This is a genomic window from Sphingopyxis bauzanensis (genome assembly GCF_002205675.1).
Lineage (GTDB): Bacteria > Pseudomonadota > Alphaproteobacteria > Sphingomonadales > Sphingomonadaceae > Sphingopyxis > Sphingopyxis bauzanensis.
In genome coordinates, this window is record NZ_NISK01000002.1 from 82,664 (window position 1) to 96,865 (window position 14,202).

Annotated in this window: 15 protein-coding genes and 1 pseudogene; 8 read left to right on the forward strand and 8 right to left on the reverse strand. The window is 66.0% G+C overall.

All coding sequences use genetic code 11. The features are described 5' to 3' along the window. The first annotated feature begins 163 nt into the window (after window positions 1-163). Both leuA and CDQ92_RS06925 read left to right on the forward strand, forming a co-directional pair. Window positions 164-1,828 carry a 2-isopropylmalate synthase gene (leuA, locus tag CDQ92_RS06920; RefSeq protein ID WP_088440703.1) on the forward strand — a complete coding sequence of 555 codons (1,665 nt, stop codon included), beginning with the start codon at window positions 164-166 and terminating at the stop codon, window positions 1,826-1,828. A gap of 7 nt (window positions 1,829-1,835) precedes the next feature. Then, window positions 1,836-2,375, forward strand: a complete 540-nt coding sequence (locus tag CDQ92_RS06925; protein ID WP_088440704.1) for a GNAT family N-acetyltransferase — start codon at window positions 1,836-1,838, stop codon at window positions 2,373-2,375. A gap of 203 nt (window positions 2,376-2,578) precedes the next feature. Here CDQ92_RS06925 and CDQ92_RS06930 read toward each other — a convergent pair whose 3' ends face one another. Both CDQ92_RS06930 and CDQ92_RS06935 read right to left on the reverse strand, forming a co-directional pair. Next, on the reverse strand, window positions 2,579-3,154 hold the full coding sequence (locus CDQ92_RS06930; RefSeq protein WP_088440705.1) for a hypothetical protein: 576 nt from the start codon (window positions 3,152-3,154) through the stop codon (window positions 2,579-2,581). Window positions 3,155-3,405: 251 nt separating this feature from the next. After that, entirely contained in the window at window positions 3,406-3,732 is a 327-nt protein-coding gene (locus tag CDQ92_RS06935; protein ID WP_144035699.1) for a hypothetical protein, read from the reverse strand. 406 nt (window positions 3,733-4,138) lie between these two features. On the opposite strand from CDQ92_RS06935, the gene CDQ92_RS21425 reads away from it, so the two are divergent. Both CDQ92_RS21425 and CDQ92_RS06950 read left to right on the forward strand, forming a co-directional pair. Beyond that, on the forward strand, window positions 4,139-4,498 hold the full coding sequence (locus CDQ92_RS21425) for an antitoxin Xre/MbcA/ParS toxin-binding domain-containing protein (RefSeq protein ID WP_088440708.1): 360 nt from the start codon (window positions 4,139-4,141) through the stop codon (window positions 4,496-4,498). Further along, window positions 4,495-4,728, forward strand: a complete 234-nt coding sequence (locus CDQ92_RS06950) for a hypothetical protein (RefSeq protein WP_088440709.1) — start codon at window positions 4,495-4,497, stop codon at window positions 4,726-4,728. Before CDQ92_RS21425 ends, CDQ92_RS06950 begins: the two co-directional genes overlap by 4 nt. On the opposite strand, the gene CDQ92_RS06955 is transcribed toward CDQ92_RS06950, so the two are convergent. The 3 genes and pseudogenes from CDQ92_RS06955 to CDQ92_RS06965 form a co-directional block, all read right to left on the reverse strand. Beyond that, window positions 4,725-5,981: an RNA polymerase sigma factor gene (locus CDQ92_RS06955; RefSeq protein WP_088440710.1), complete on the reverse strand. Its 1,257-nt coding sequence runs from the start codon at window positions 5,979-5,981 to the stop codon at window positions 4,725-4,727. The genes CDQ92_RS06950 and CDQ92_RS06955 overlap by 4 nt on opposite strands. Window positions 5,982-6,093: 112 nt before the next feature. Next, window positions 6,094-6,453: pseudogene (locus tag CDQ92_RS06960) on the reverse strand (YciI family protein); the annotation flags it as partial. A 126-nt stretch (window positions 6,454-6,579) separates the two neighbouring features. Continuing rightward, window positions 6,580-7,593, reverse strand: a complete 1,014-nt coding sequence (locus tag CDQ92_RS06965; protein WP_229667189.1) for a GlxA family transcriptional regulator — start codon at window positions 7,591-7,593, stop codon at window positions 6,580-6,582. 126 nt (window positions 7,594-7,719) lie between these two features. On the opposite strand from CDQ92_RS06965, the gene CDQ92_RS06970 reads away from it, so the two are divergent. The 4 genes from CDQ92_RS06970 (at window position 7,720) to CDQ92_RS06985 (ending at window position 10,988) form a co-directional block, all read left to right on the forward strand. Then, window positions 7,720-8,547 (forward strand): alpha/beta fold hydrolase, encoded by an 828-nt coding sequence (locus CDQ92_RS06970; RefSeq protein WP_088440712.1) that lies wholly within the window; start codon window positions 7,720-7,722, stop codon window positions 8,545-8,547. Between the two features lie 57 nt (window positions 8,548-8,604). Then, on the forward strand, window positions 8,605-9,381 hold the full coding sequence (locus CDQ92_RS06975; RefSeq protein ID WP_088440713.1) for an SDR family NAD(P)-dependent oxidoreductase: 777 nt from the start codon (window positions 8,605-8,607) through the stop codon (window positions 9,379-9,381). Between the two features lie 12 nt (window positions 9,382-9,393). After that, a complete protein-coding gene (locus tag CDQ92_RS06980; RefSeq protein WP_088440714.1) occupies window positions 9,394-9,891 on the forward strand; it encodes a hypothetical protein in 498 nt (165 codons plus the stop codon). A gap of 125 nt (window positions 9,892-10,016) precedes the next feature. Further along, window positions 10,017-10,988: an NAD(P)H-dependent flavin oxidoreductase gene (locus CDQ92_RS06985; RefSeq protein WP_088440715.1), complete on the forward strand. Its 972-nt coding sequence runs from the start codon at window positions 10,017-10,019 to the stop codon at window positions 10,986-10,988. A 134-nt stretch (window positions 10,989-11,122) separates the two neighbouring features. Here the strand turns inward: CDQ92_RS06985 and CDQ92_RS06990 are convergent, their stop codons facing one another. Genes CDQ92_RS06990 through CDQ92_RS07000 form a run of 3 tightly spaced genes read right to left on the reverse strand, consistent with a single transcriptional unit; the run spans window position 11,123 to window position 14,201 of the window. Beyond that, window positions 11,123-13,084, reverse strand: coding sequence for a potassium transporter Kup (locus CDQ92_RS06990; RefSeq protein ID WP_088440716.1), 1,962 nt, complete (start codon window positions 13,082-13,084; stop codon window positions 11,123-11,125). Window positions 13,085-13,128: 44 nt separating this feature from the next. Beyond that, a complete protein-coding gene (locus tag CDQ92_RS06995; RefSeq protein WP_088440717.1) occupies window positions 13,129-13,779 on the reverse strand; it encodes a tetratricopeptide repeat protein in 651 nt (216 codons plus the stop codon). Next, window positions 13,776-14,201, reverse strand: a complete 426-nt coding sequence (locus CDQ92_RS07000) for a cytochrome c-type biogenesis protein (protein WP_088440718.1) — start codon at window positions 14,199-14,201, stop codon at window positions 13,776-13,778. The genes CDQ92_RS06995 and CDQ92_RS07000 overlap by 4 nt, the downstream gene beginning before the upstream one ends. Window position 14,202 lies beyond the last annotated feature (1 nt).

Here is a 14,202-nt window from a genome sequence, read left to right on the forward strand (position 1 = left end):
CAAGCGCGACATTTTGCATCACTAGGGCGCCATGCACGGCAACGCCCTTCTTCTTCTGCGACTTACACGCCCTTGGGCGTGACACTGGCTGCGCGTTAGTCGCGGCCACCCGCTCAAGGGTCCGATCGACATCATCGCAACCGACCAGCAGAAGACCAATCCCATGACCATGCTCCGCGACCCTTCGGTCAAGTACAGCGCCTTCCCACAAGTTCCCTTGGCGAACCGCGAATGGCCCACCCGCGTCACCACCGCCGCGCCGATCTGGCTGTCCACCGACATGCGCGACGGCAATCAGGCGCTCATCGACCCGATGGATGCCGAGAAAAAGGCGCGCTTCTTCGACCTCCTCTGCCGCATCGGCCTGAAAGAGATCGAGGTCGGCTTCCCCAGTGCCGGCGCGACCGAGTTCGACTTCATCTCCGGCCTCGTCCAGCAGGGCCGCATCCCCGACGACGTCACCCCGCAGGTGCTCACCCAAAGCCGCGCCGACCTCATCCGCACCAGCTTCGAAAGCCTCGCCGGCGCGAAAACCGCGATCGTCCACGTCTATAACGCGGTCAGCCCCGCCTGGCGCCGCATCGTGTTCGGCATGGAGATGCCCGAGATCAAGGCGATCGCGATCGAGGGCGCCAAGCAGCTGCGCGACAACGCCGCGCGCCTCCCCGGCACCGACTGGCGCTTCCAGTACAGCCCCGAAACCTTCTCGACCGCCGAACTCGATTTCAGCATCGAGTGCTGCGCTGCGGTGATGGACATCCTGCAACCCACCACCGACAAGCCGATCATCCTCAACCTGCCCGCCACGGTCGAGGCATCGACGGCGAACATCTACGCCGACCAGATTGAGTATTTCTGCAAGAACCTGCCCGGCCGCGACCGCGCGATCATCTCCCTCCACACCCACAACGACCGCGGCACCGGCGTCGCCGCCGCCGAGCTCGGCCTGCTCGCGGGCGCCGACCGCGTCGAGGGCTGCCTGTTCGGCAATGGCGAGCGCACCGGCAACAGCTGCCTCGTCACCATCGCGCTCAACATGTACACGCAGGGGGTCGACCCCGGGCTCGACTTCTCGAACATCGACGAAGTCATCGCGACGGTCGAATATTGCAACCAGCTCCCCGTCCACCCGCGCCACCCCTATGGCGGCGAGTTGGTCTATACCGCCTTCTCGGGCAGCCATCAGGACGCAATCAAGAAAGGCTTCGCCGCGCGCGAGCGCCAGAATGACGAACGTTGGGAAGTCCCTTACCTGCCCATCGACCCCGCCGACCTCGGCCGCAGTTACGAAGCGGTGATCCGCGTCAACAGCCAGTCGGGCAAGGGTGGTGTTGCCTGGGTGCTCGAACAGGACAAGGGGCTGAAACTGCCCAAGAAAATGCAGGCCAGCTTCAGCCACGTGGTGCAGGCGCTGGCGGACGAAACCAGCCGCGAGCTGACCGCCGACGACATCTGGGGCGCGTTCGAAACTGCGTATCTCAAGGTCGAGGACAAGAGATTCCAGCTCGTCGACTGGTCCGAAAGCCACGCCGGAGCCGACCGCATCTTCGCTGGCAAGCTCACCATCGACGGCGCCCCGCGCAGCGTCAGCGGCCGCGGCAACGGCCTGATGAGCAGCGTCATCGCCGCGCTCGCCGAGTCCGGCGGCCCGGTCATGGACATCGTCGATTACAGCGAGCACGCAATCGGCCAGGGCAGCACCGCGCAAGCCGCTGCCTATGTCGAATGCCGCACCCCCGACGGCAAAAGCGTCTTCGGCTGCGGCCTCGACACCGACGTCGCGACCGCCAGCGTGCGCGCGATCCTGAGCGCCGCCAACGGCGCCTGACCGCGCGATGCCGCTCTGCCACCGCCTCGCGCAGCCGTCGGACCTCGACGCGCTGCGCGCGGTGATGGCGCTCGCGATCGCCGAACTGCAAAAGGGCTTCCTCGACGACGCACAGATCGCCGCCAGCCACGCCGTCATGGGCCTCGACACCCAGCTGATCGCCGACGGCACCTATTTCGTCATCGAGGCCGATGGTCAGATCGCGGGCTGCGGCGGCTGGTCGCACCGCGCGACACTCTACGGCGGCGACCACGCCGCCGCCCTGCGCGACCCCGCCCTGCTCAGCCCCACCACCGACGCCGCCCGCATCCGCGCTATGTACACCCACCCCGATTTCGCAAGGCAGGGCGTCGGTCGCATGGTAATGGCGCTCTGCGAAGCCGCCGCGCAGCAGGCCGGCTTCACCCGCACCGAGCTGATGGCCACGCTATCGGGCGAACCCCTTTACCGCGCCAGCGGCTACATCCCCATCGAACGGGTAAACGCGCCCGGCCCCAACGGCGCGAGCGTCCCCCTGATCCGCATGGGCAAGCAGCTAGGCGGCTAGCCGATCCGCGCTGTAGCCAAAGGCCATGGGGAGGTGGCAGTGTCCTTCGACTGCCTTGCAGGCGCTCAGGGTAAACTGCGCCGCAGGCGCAGGACTGACGAAGGGCCAAAAGCGCAACGCCGCCGCCCTGCCACCAGCCATTGGGCGGACCCTCTCAGCGGCGAACGGGGCCTAGGCCCGCGTTCGCGCGCCCCGACCGAAGATCAATTCGCTGGCGCCGCCGCAGCCTTCGATTGCGCAACCGCCGTCGCAAACTGCTGCGCCGAAAGCGTCGTCGCCAGCCCGGCGTTCGATACGAACAGCACCGATCGCGGCACCGTCACATCCCCCGCGCCGGTGGTCAGCAGCGCGCTGTCCGCCGCGACCGCCTTCACCTGACCGAGCACCGCGCTGCCGCCCGCGCTGCGCACATCGGCGCCGACCTTCAACGCAGCGCCGACCGCGGCGTCATTTTCCTTTGCGGCCTGCGCCACCGATGCGAGCAGCTTTGCCTTGGTCACATTGAGCGCCGGACCCTTGGGCGTCTGGACAAAGGCGTTGGCGGGAACGACGATGCCGCGATCGCCGACCGCCACCGCAACCTTGCCGCCTTCGACCTGCGCGATCTTGCCCACCACCTCGCCCGCCGAGTCATGGACATTGGTGCCGGGGGTGAGCGACGCAGTCGGGGCGGGCGCAGGGGTCGGCGCCGGATTGGCCTGCACCGCCAGCGCGGGACCGGCATAAACCACCGCGCCCGCAAGGCACAGTGATGCGATAAAGCCGAACGGCTTTTTCATGGCTTGTCTCCTGTCGATGGGTGAAATCCCACCATAGACAGCGCCCCGCCGGTCTGGCCAACGCGGGGTTGCCGAACCGAGGCCCCGACAGGACAAGCCGAGCCCCCAAGCGGTCCCTCCCTGTGACCGAAGGTCATGGGGGGTAGTCCGAAGGACTGACGGAGAAGCCTTTAGCGCAACGTCGCCGCCAATGACGCTGGGGGCGATCAGCAGGCCATCGCTTTCGGGCGACAGCGCATGACGGGCTGACCCTAATCGGCGACCCAATAATCGTGGGCGCCGCCGGGTTCATGGCCGCGGCGACAGATCACCGCGCCATCGACGAGCAATTCGGCCCAATCGCCGATCGGCTCGCGCGCGATCATCGCCAGCGCCGCCGCGACGTCGGCCGCCTCGAACGCCACGCGCTTTCCCATCCCCAACCACGCGTCGCGGTATCGCAGAATGTACGTGGTCAGGGATTCTGTGGTCGCAGGGACGGCGCCGGGCGGCGCGTCGCCGCTGGGCGCATCGGCGCGCGGCAGGCAATCGCAGCCACCATCGGCGGCGCCGCGCTGCAAGGATCGGGGAATCTTCATGGGAGAGTACCTTCGTTGGGGGAACCGAAGGGGCAGTGCCGCTGGTCAGTCCGGCGATGACCGCCGCCGGGGGCGAAAGATTTTAGTCGGCGATATGTCTCCTCGTCCGAAAAACGCCCGAACCATGCGCGCCGTGCAAATGGGTCGGGCACGACATCTGGAACAGTATGAAAATCGACGCCTTTTCATTGCCATGGGTCGCCGGGGCGATTGGCCGCCATTCGACGAGTGGCAAGGGGCCATCGACGAACGGTCCGAGCGCCGACGATGGCCGGGGTGCCGCCGCCATCTTACAATCGGCGATTGGCGTTCCCATATCATCCCGATCGCGGTTCCGATTTTTCCTTAGGCCGCCGCGGCTGAGAGACCTGCGCGCTCCCGCTTACCCGAACAGGAGCCGCGCCCGATGAACAGCCGAGCCAAACCCGTCAATCCGCCCGTCCGCAAGGCGCCCGCCCCCGCTGCGCCTGCCAAACCAGCCAGCACCGACGCTGCCGACGACGCGGCGCCCGCCCGCGCGCGCACCAACAACTATTTCCGCAAGAACCGGACCCCGCTTGCCCGCGACGATGCCAAGCGACAGGGCGACATCAGCCAGCTCGCCTTCCTGACCATGGGCGGGCGCGACGCGGCGGTCGACTTCCTCAACAGCGAAAATGCCGCGCTCGGCGGCCGCCCGCTCGCGCTCGCCACCGCCAGCGCCGAGGGGTTTGAACAGGTCGCCGCCGCGATCCGGGCCATGGCGCCGGGCGCCGCCACGTCATGAGCCGCGCGATGAACGTCACGCTGCCCGAGGCCGAAGTAACCGCGCTGTGCAAAAGCGCGGGGGTCATCATCAGCGCGATCGAGCCCCTGCCCGACGGCGGCACCCGCCTGGTCTGTGTCTCGCCCGACGGCGCCGACAAGATGCGCAAGAAACTGAAGAAAAGCCTGATCGACGGCGCCGTCACCCGGCACCGCTTCTACCGCGCCCCGGGGTCAGAAGGGGGCTATTAACAGTCGGCGGCGCGTCGCAGCAGATAGTCGCGTTCGCGGTCATTGCCGGCCAGCGCCGCCGCGGCTTCGAACTGCGCCTTCGCCTCGGCGCGGCGCCCGGCGCGGAACAGGAAGTCGCCGCGCGCGGCGGGCAACGGCGCATAGTGGCGAAGCGCCGCTGCGTCGGCGATCGCATCGACCAGCGCCAGCCCGGCGTCGGGGCCGAACGCCATGCTGTGCGCGACCGCGCGGTTCAGCTCGACCACCGGCGACGGCATCACCTGCCGCAACCGGTCGTACAGCGCGGCGATCCGCCGCCAGTCGGTGTCCTCGGCCCGCCGCGCCCGGGCGTGGCACGCCGCGAGCGCCGCCTGCAACGCATAAGACCCGTCGGCGCCGCCTAGCGCCTCGACCCGCGCCAGCGCATTCAGCCCGCGGCGGATCAGCAGCTGGTCCCAGCGCGCCCGGTTCTGCTCGGTCAACGGCACGAACTGGCCGTCGGGCCCGGCGCGCGCCGCCAGCCGCGACGCCTGTATTTCCATCAGCGCCAGCAGCCCCAGCACCTCGGGCTGCTCGGGCATCAGCCCGGCCAGGATGCGCCCCAGCCGCTGCGCCTCACCGCAGAGCGGCGGCCGCACCAGCGACAGCCCCGCAGTCGCGGCATAGCCCTCGTTGAAGATCAGATAGACGACCTCGAGCACCGACGGCAGCCGCACCGCCAGCTCGGCGCCTCGCGGCACCGCGAACGCGACCCCGGCTTTCCCAATCGCCTTCTTGGCCCGGGTGATCCGCGCCGCAATCGCCGCCTCGTTCGACAGGAACGCCCGGGCAATTTCCTCTACCGTCAGTCCGCCGACCAGCCGCAGCGTCAGCGCGGCGCGCCCCTCGGGTCCGATTACCGGGTGGCACGCGGCAAAGATCAGCCCGAGCAGTTCGTCGCCCAGCGGATCGTCCAGCGCAGCCTCAAGGGCGTCGGCACTCATGCCCTGCTCCTCGTCCAGTTCGCGAGCGATCTCGGCATGTTTGCGCTCCCGCATCTGGGCGTGCCGGATGCCGTCGATGGCGCGCCGCTTCGCCGCGGCCATCAACCAGGCGCCGGGATTGGCGGGAACGCCGCTGGAGGGCCATTCGGTCATTGCGACAAGCAGCGCATCCTGCGCCAGCTCCTCGGCTCGGTCGACATCGCGGGTCAGCCGCGCCAGCCCGGCAATCAGCCTGGCCCGCTCAATGCGGAAAACCGCCTCGGTCGCCCGGAGGGTGGGGTCCGCCGCCATGCGCTACGGTGCGCGGCGCATGGCGGGGCGGACGAGGGGTTTAGCGGTTCGCAAGCTTCTCGCCCACGCCGTCGTGGATCGCCGCGGCTTCGTCGGGGATCACATCGACGAAATCCTCCATTTCATAGAAGGGACGAATCTCGATCTCGCTGGGGCCGAACATCGGGTTGGGGCAGCGCTTCACCCATTCGACCGCCTCGTCCATGTCCTTCACTTCCCAGATCCAGTATCCGGCGACCAGTTCGCGCGTTTCGGCGAAAGGTCCGTCGATGACGGTGCGGCCGGGACCGTCGAACGCGACCCGCTTGCCGAACGAAGAGGGCTTCAGCCCATCGCCGGCGACCAGCACGCCGGCATTGACCAGTTCCTCGTTGAACTTGCCCATGTCGATGAACATCTGGCTCAGCTCAGCCGACGGCTGCATGCCCTGTTCGCTGTCCTCGGTCGCTTTTACGAACACCATCACACGCATTTTCTGTCTCCTGCAAAACCGGACCAATATCGGCCTCGTATCGTCACGACGAACGAGCTTTATCGAAATCGACACATGAACGAAAAAAATTCTGCGGGCGATTATCCGGCGCGTAGGTGCCGCAGATCAGGCGGCGTCGGCCAGCGACCCGGGGGTCGCAAAACGCTGGCGATATTCATGCGGTGACAGTCCGATGATGCGGTGGAACAATTTGCGGAACGCTGCTGCATCCTCATATCCGACGCCCCAGGCGATCTGGTCGACGGTGCGACGGGTGAATTCCAGCAGTTCGCGCGCCTTACCGACGCGCAAATGCTGAACATATTCGACCGGGGTCATGCCGGTGGCGGCCTTGAACCGCCGTTGGAACGTCCGCTCCTCCATCCCGGCCTCGCTCGCCATGGCGGGGACGGCGACCGGGCCCACCCCGCGCGCCTGCAGCCAGTGCTGGACGCGCAGGATGGCCTCGTCGCCATGGGTCAGTTTCGGGGAAAAGCTGGCATAATTCTTCTGCTCGCGGCCATTGGGATCGATCAACAGAAAGCGCGCCGTCTCCATCATCACCGTCGGCCCCAGCAACCGCTCGACGATCCGGAGGCCGAGGTCGGTCCACGCCATCAGGCCGCCCGCGGTGACGATGTCGCCATCGTCGATCACCATCCGGTCGGCTTCCAGCCGCACGTCGGGGAAGCGCTTGCGAAACTGCTCGGCAAAGAACCAGTGCGTCGTCGCCGGTCGCCCCGCGAGCAGCCCGGTCGCCGCCAAAGCAAAGGCGCCGCCGCAATTCGAGGCCAGCACCGTGCCCTGCGCATGCCGGTCGAGCAGCCAGCGGGCATAGGGTTCGACTTCGCCGGGTTCGAGCAGCTTGTGCAAACTGCCGGGCGCAATCAGCACCGCGGGCGTATTGGCTGGGGGCTGATCGGGGTGACTGTCGTAACATCGCGCCAGACCGCCGCCGCCCTGCAGCCGCCAATGGCTCACGCGGATCGGCACGCGGTCGTGCTGGACTGCAAAGCGCCCGGCGATGTCGAACAGGTCGGTGATGCCGTGCACCATCCCCATCTGGCAGTCGGGATAAGTCATCAACCCGACCTCGATCAGCGGCATCGTCGTCGCGTCGGGCATCTTCAGCTTGGGCATAATGGCTCCTTTGTCGGATTTGACCCGCATATTGTCGTATCCGCCAATCCCGCGCAACCCCGGTGCGGCCTAAATCCATGTCATCGGGACGGACACCGCCCCCCCTAAATCGAAAGGAACCACGCCATGACCACGATCACCACCCAGGACGGCACGCACATCTTCTACAAGGACTGGGGTCCGAAGGATGGCCAGCCGATCATCTTCTCGCACGGCTGGCCGCTGAGCGCCGACGCCTGGGACGCCCAGCTGGTTTACTTCGCCAATCAGGGTTTCCGCACCATTGCCCACGACCGCCGAAGCCATGGCCGTTCGGATCAGGTCTGGAACAACAATACCATGGACCAGTACGCCGACGACCTTGCCGAACTGATCGAACAGCTCGACCTGAAGGACGTCATCCTCGTCGGCCACTCGACCGGCGGCGGCGAAGTCACCCGCTATATCGGTCGGCATGGCACGGCGCGGGTCGCCAAGATCGCGCTGATCGGCGCGGTGCCGCCGCTGATGCTCAAGACAGAAGCCAATCCGGGCGGGCTGCCGATCGACGCCTTCGACGGCATCCGCAAGGGCACCTTCGACAACCGGCCGCAGTTCTTCAAGGATCTGACCATCCCCTTCTATGGCTATAACCGCGACGGCGCGGCGATCAGCGAAGCACTGCGCGACGATTTTGTCCGGCAGGGCATGATGGGCGGGCTCAAGGGCCAGCTCGACAGCATCCGCGCCTTTTCGGAAAGCGACTTCAACGAAGACCTGAAGCAATTCGATGTCCCGACGCTCGTCCTCCACGGTGACGACGACCAGATCGTTCCCGTCGATGCCTCGGCCCGCGCCACGGTGAAGATCGTCAAACAGGCGGTGCTGAAAATCTATGAAGGCGCTGACCATGGCCTGACCGTCACCCACCAGGACCGGTTCAACGCCGATCTTCTCGATTTCATCAACAGCTGATACACGGAGGCGCGGTCCAGCCGGATCGCGCCTCCTCCTTTATCAAGGAGAAACGCCGTGACCAAGCAAAGCTTCCTCATCACTGGCGCATCGGACGGCATCGGCGCCGTCTATGCCGACCGCCTCGCCCGCCGCGGGCATGATCTGATCCTCGTCGCGCGCCGCGCCGACAAACTTGCGGCTCTTGCCGACCAGCTGCGCAGCGATACCGGCGTATCCGTCGACATCATCGCCGCCGATCTCGCCAAACCCGACGATCTTGCCCGCGTAGAGGCGCGCCTGCGGACCGATGAGACGATCACCGGCCTGATCAACAACGCCGGGATCGCGGGCGAGACCAGCTTTGTCGAAGCCGACCCCGCTTTTCTCGGCGGCATGATCGACCTCAACATCGTTGCGGTGACGCGCCTCTCGGCCGCGATCGCCCCGCGGCTGGCCGCCAAGGGCGCAGGCGCGATCGTCAACATCACCTCGGTCACCGCGCTGATGCCCGACAGCTTCACGGCGGTTTACCCGGCCAGCAAGGCCTATGTCCTCGCCTTTACCGAAGCGCTGCAGGTCGAACTCGGTGCGAAGGGCGTGCGCATTCAGGCGGTGGTGCCCGGCATCACCCGCACCCCGATCTGGGACGAGGCACAGCTTGCCAACATCCCTGCCGAGATGGTGATGGACGTCAACGACATGGTCGACGCGGCCCTCGCGGGTTTCGACCAAGGCGAGACGGTCACCATCCCCGCACTGCCCGACATGGCCGACTACGACGTTTATATCGCGGCTCGTTCGGCGCTGCGTCCCAACCTGTCGCTGGCGCGCCCTGCGCCGCGGTATCTGTAAAGGAGCGGTGCCATGATCCTCGGTCTGACCATAGCGCAATTCACCGCGCTCCATGTCGCGATCAGCCTGATCGCCATCGCTGCCGGCCTGATCGCCCTCCCCGCCTTCGCGCGCGGCCGTATCCTGCCCCGCACGACCGGCGTCTTCCTGTGGACGACGCTGCTCACCAGCCTGACCGGCTTCCTGTTTCCGATCGTCGCCTTCACCCCGGCGCTCGGCTTCGGAATCCTCTCGACGCTAATCCTCGTCGCGACCTTTTGGGCCTGGTACGGCCGCAAGCTCGCTGGCAGCGCCGCCGCCATCTACGCGGTCACCGCCACTCTCGCGCTCTATCTCAACATGTTCGTGCTGGTGGTGCAGAGCTTCTTGAAAGTGCCGGCGCTCAACGCGCTGGCCCCGAATGGAACCGAACCGCCTTTCGCCGTCGCTCAAGCCATGCTTTTGATCGCGCTGGTCGGCCTCGGCTATCTGGCGTTCACGGCGGCGCGGCGCCGGACCGCCGCCGCCTGATCACAAACAAATCCAACGGCAAGGGCGGCTTCGGTCGCCCTTGTCGTTTCAACACCGCCGCCCCCTCTTGCACGACCTTCCGTTTACGTTAAGGTCAGTTTCAAACTGCTACCGGAGAGTGATTCATGGCCCTTCCCCCGATTTTCGACCGCCTGCGCCTGCCCGTCATCGGGTCGCCCCTGTTCATCGTGTCGGGGCCGGAACTGGTCATCGCGCAGTGCAAGGCGGGCGTCGTCGGCAGCTTTCCGGCGCTCAACGCGCGGCCGCAGACCTTGCTCGACGAATGGCTGCACCAGATCACCGAAGAGCTCGCCGCGTGGGACCGGGCCAATCCCGACCGGCTGTCGGCGCCCTATGCGGTCAACCAGATCGTCCATAAATCGAACGACCGGCTCGAACAGGACATCACGACCTGCGCCAAATGGAAAGTCCCGATCACCATCACCTCGCTGGGCGCGCGCGAGGAACTCAATCAGGCGGTGCATAGCTGGGGCGGCATCACGCTCCACGACGTCATCGACGACCGCTTTGCGCGTAAAGCGGTTGAAAAGGGCGCCGACGGGCTGATCCCCGTCGCCGCCGGAGCAGGGGGCCACGCCGGGCGCCAGTCGCCCTTCGCACTGGTGCAGGAAATCCGTGAATGGTTCGACGGCCCCGTGGCGCTGTCGGGGGCGATCGGCCATGGCCGGTCGGTGCTCGCCGCACAGGCATGCGGCGCCGACCTCGCCTATATCGGCAGCGCCTTTATCGCCACCGCCGAAGCCAATGCCGATCAGGCGTATAAGGACGGCATCGTCGAGGGTCGCGCGGGCGACATCGTCTATTCGAACCTGTTTACCGGCGTCCACGGCAATTACCTCCGCCAATCGATCGTCGCCGCGGGGATGGACCCCGACAATCTGCCCGAAGGCGACCTCAAGACGATGAACTTCGGTTCGGGCGGCAACACCAAGGTCAAGGCGTGGAAGGACATCTGGGGATCGGGTCAGGGCATCGGCCCGGTCAGGGCGGTGCGCCCGGTCGCTGAATTCGTCGCCGAGCTCGAGGCGCAATATCTTGCGGCGCGCCGCGAGCTGGACGCGAAGGTCAGGCTATAGCGCTGCCGGACAACCGCGCGATCGCGTCGTCCATCACCGGCCAACCTCCATCGCCTCGCGCTGACATCGCAAGATGGGCGACAATGTTCAAACGCATAGTCGCAAATGACGCGGGGTTAATCTCGCCGTCGGCCTCAGATCGCGACCTGGCTGCCCAGCTCGACGACGCGGTTGGTCGGGAGGCGGAAATATTCCATCGCGCTTTCCGAGTTGCGCAGCATCCACGCGAACAGCTTTTCGCGCCAGATCGGCATCCCGGGCTTGCTCGCCGCGATCAGAGTCTGGCGTGACAGGAAAAAGCTGGTTTCCAGCATCTTGAACTCGCCGCCACAGCTCGTCACGCGCTTCAGCGCATCGGGCACGTCGACCGGCTGCATGAAACCGTAATTCAGGATCAGGCGGTGGAACCCCTGCCCCAAATCCTCGAGCGCACAATGGTTCTCCTCGCGCACGAACGGAACGTCGGCGACCTTGATCGTCAGCAGAATGATCCGCTGGTGCAGAACCTTGTTGTGCTTGAGGTTATGGAGCAGCGCGTGCGGCACGCCGTCGCTGCTCGACGTCATGAACACCGCGGTGCCCAGCACGCGCGTCGCGCTGTTTGCGGCCGATTTGACGAAAACAGGGATCGGCATCGCCCCCTCGGCCATTTCCTGCTGCATCAGCTTGCGCCCGCGCGACCAGGTGGTCAACATCGTGAAAATGACGAGCCCGATCACCAGCGGCACCCAGCCACCGTCGGGCACCTTGATCAGATTGGCGCCGAAATAGGCGATGTCGACGATGAAGAACACCGCCAGCACCGGAAGTGCTTTCCACGCCGGCCACTTCCACAAGGTGAAAAGCACGACCGACAGCAGGCAGGTATCGATGAACATCGCGCCGGTCACCGCGATGCCATAGGCGGCGGCCAGATTGCTCGACGAACCGAACCCGAGGACGAGGATGATCACCATCACCATCAAACCCCAGTTGACGACCGGAATATAAATCTGCCCCGCCGCCGATGCGCTGGTATGCTCGACACGAAGGCGCGGCATGAAACCCAGCTGGATCGCCTGCTGCGTCAGCGAGAAGGCGCCGGTGATCACCGCCTGGCTGGCGATGATCGCGGCAAGCAGCGCCAGCACGACAACGGGAATGCGCCATCCGTCGGGCATCATCAGGAAAAAGGGATCGCGGATCAATTCGGCGGCGGGCGCGGCCTCGGCGGCCAGGACCATCGCCCCCTGCCCCATATAATTCAGCATCAGCGCAGGCAGCACGAAGAACATCCAGCTCAGCCCGATGGGCGCGCGCCCGAAATGGCCCATATCGGTGTAAAGCGCTTCCGCCCCCGTCACCGCAAGCACTACTGCGCCCAGCGCGATGAAGGCAGTAAAGCCGTCGGTAATGAAAAAACGCAGCGCGTTCACCGGATTGAGCGTCTCGACGATGATCCATGGATTATCGACGATGTGGATCAGCCCGAGCACCGAAAGCATCAGGAAATAGGCAAGCATGATCGGGCCGAACAGCGCGCCAACCTTGGCCGTGCCGCGCGACTGGATCATGAACAATCCAATCAGGATGGTGAGCGCGATCGGCACCACATACGGCGCAAACCTGCCCTCGATGTGATTCAAACCCTCTGTCGCGGACAGCACCGACATCGCCGGCGTAATCATGCTGTCGCCATAGAACAGCGCGGTGGCAAACACACCAAGCAAGATGATCGGCCAGGTCCAGCGCTTCTCGCCCGACGAACGGCTGATCAGCGCCAGCAAGGCCAGACTGCCGCCCTCGCCCTTATTGTCGGCTTTCATGATCGTCAGCACATATTTGATCGTGACGACCAACGTCATCGACCAAAAGACCAGGCTCAGCACACCATAGATATGCAGCCGGTCGGCTTCGATGCCATAATGACCCGAGAAAGTTTCGCGAAACGCGTAAAGCGGGCTTGTGCCGATGTCGCCGAACACGACGCCAATCGCACCGACCGCAAGCTTCAGCTTGCCGTCTCCGGTGTGGCCATGGCCATAATGGCCGGTATTGGCGGCACTCGGCGCGACGCTTTCGGCGCCGCTCGCGCTATTATGCGACTCAGCAGTCATCGCGAGCCATTAGACGAGCCCGCACGATTGGAATAGCGTCCATATCAGGGGGTTTGTCCCGTCGCGGGCAACGGCTGGGGCCCCAATGCCTGCCGTAGTTGGGCAAGCCGCATTTCGAGGTCCGGCCGCCACGGCGCGTCGGGGGGACTGCGCTCCAGCAACTGGCTCCACACCGCTTCAGCGCCCTTCAGATCGCCGCCCTGCGCCAGCGCCAGACCCGCGAAAAAGGGCGGTGCGGGGTGAGTGGGATCACGCCGCGCCGCTTCATCGAAGGCCAGCGCCGCCGCAGGCGACATCATCCCGCCGCCATGCGCGGTCAGCGCATTGCCCAGTCCGACCCACAGATCGACATTGTCGGGATAGCGCTCCAGCCCCTTTTCCAGCGTCTGCGCCGCGAGTTCCGTCTTGCCGGTGCGCGCAAAGCCATCGGACATGCCCAGCCATTGCGCCGCCGGACCAAAGCGTTCGGCCATGCCCTGTCGCTGGTCGGTGATCGCGTCGCCAAATCCCGCGGGTTCCTCGGGCGCCGCCACCGGCTTGCCGGGCAGCGATGGGCTGCCCTGCAGCGCGTAACCCGCGAGCCCCAGCATGACCGCGGCGCCCGCCAGCGGCCGCGCCGCAGCGGGCAGCTTGCCCAACCAGAAAATCGCGGCGATCGTCAGCAGCGCCGCCAGCATGACCCACAGCCAGATCATGCGCTATCCTCCGCATCGTCACTCGCGCCGCGGCGAAACCGTCCGAACGCCAGCCAGCCGCCGAGCAGCAGGAACAGCAGCGGCCCCAGCCACAGAAACGCGGTTGCGCCGTCGAACGGCGGATCATAGCTGACCCAATTGCCGTATCGCGCCACCAGCCACGCCTTGATTTCGTCGGGGCTTTCGCCCGCGGCGATCTTGCTCCGCACCTCGTGCCGCATATCGCCCGCCAGCGGCGCATCGCTGTCGGCGATCGACTGGCCCTGACAGACGAGGCAGCGCAATTCCTCCATCAGAGCCTTTGCGCGCGCCTCTTTCGCCGGGTCGCGCAGCTGTTCATAGGCGTAGGGCGCGGGCGGCAGGCGGTCCTGCGCGGCCAGCGGCGCGGCGAACGCGCCCAGCAAACCAAGCAGGACGAGCATC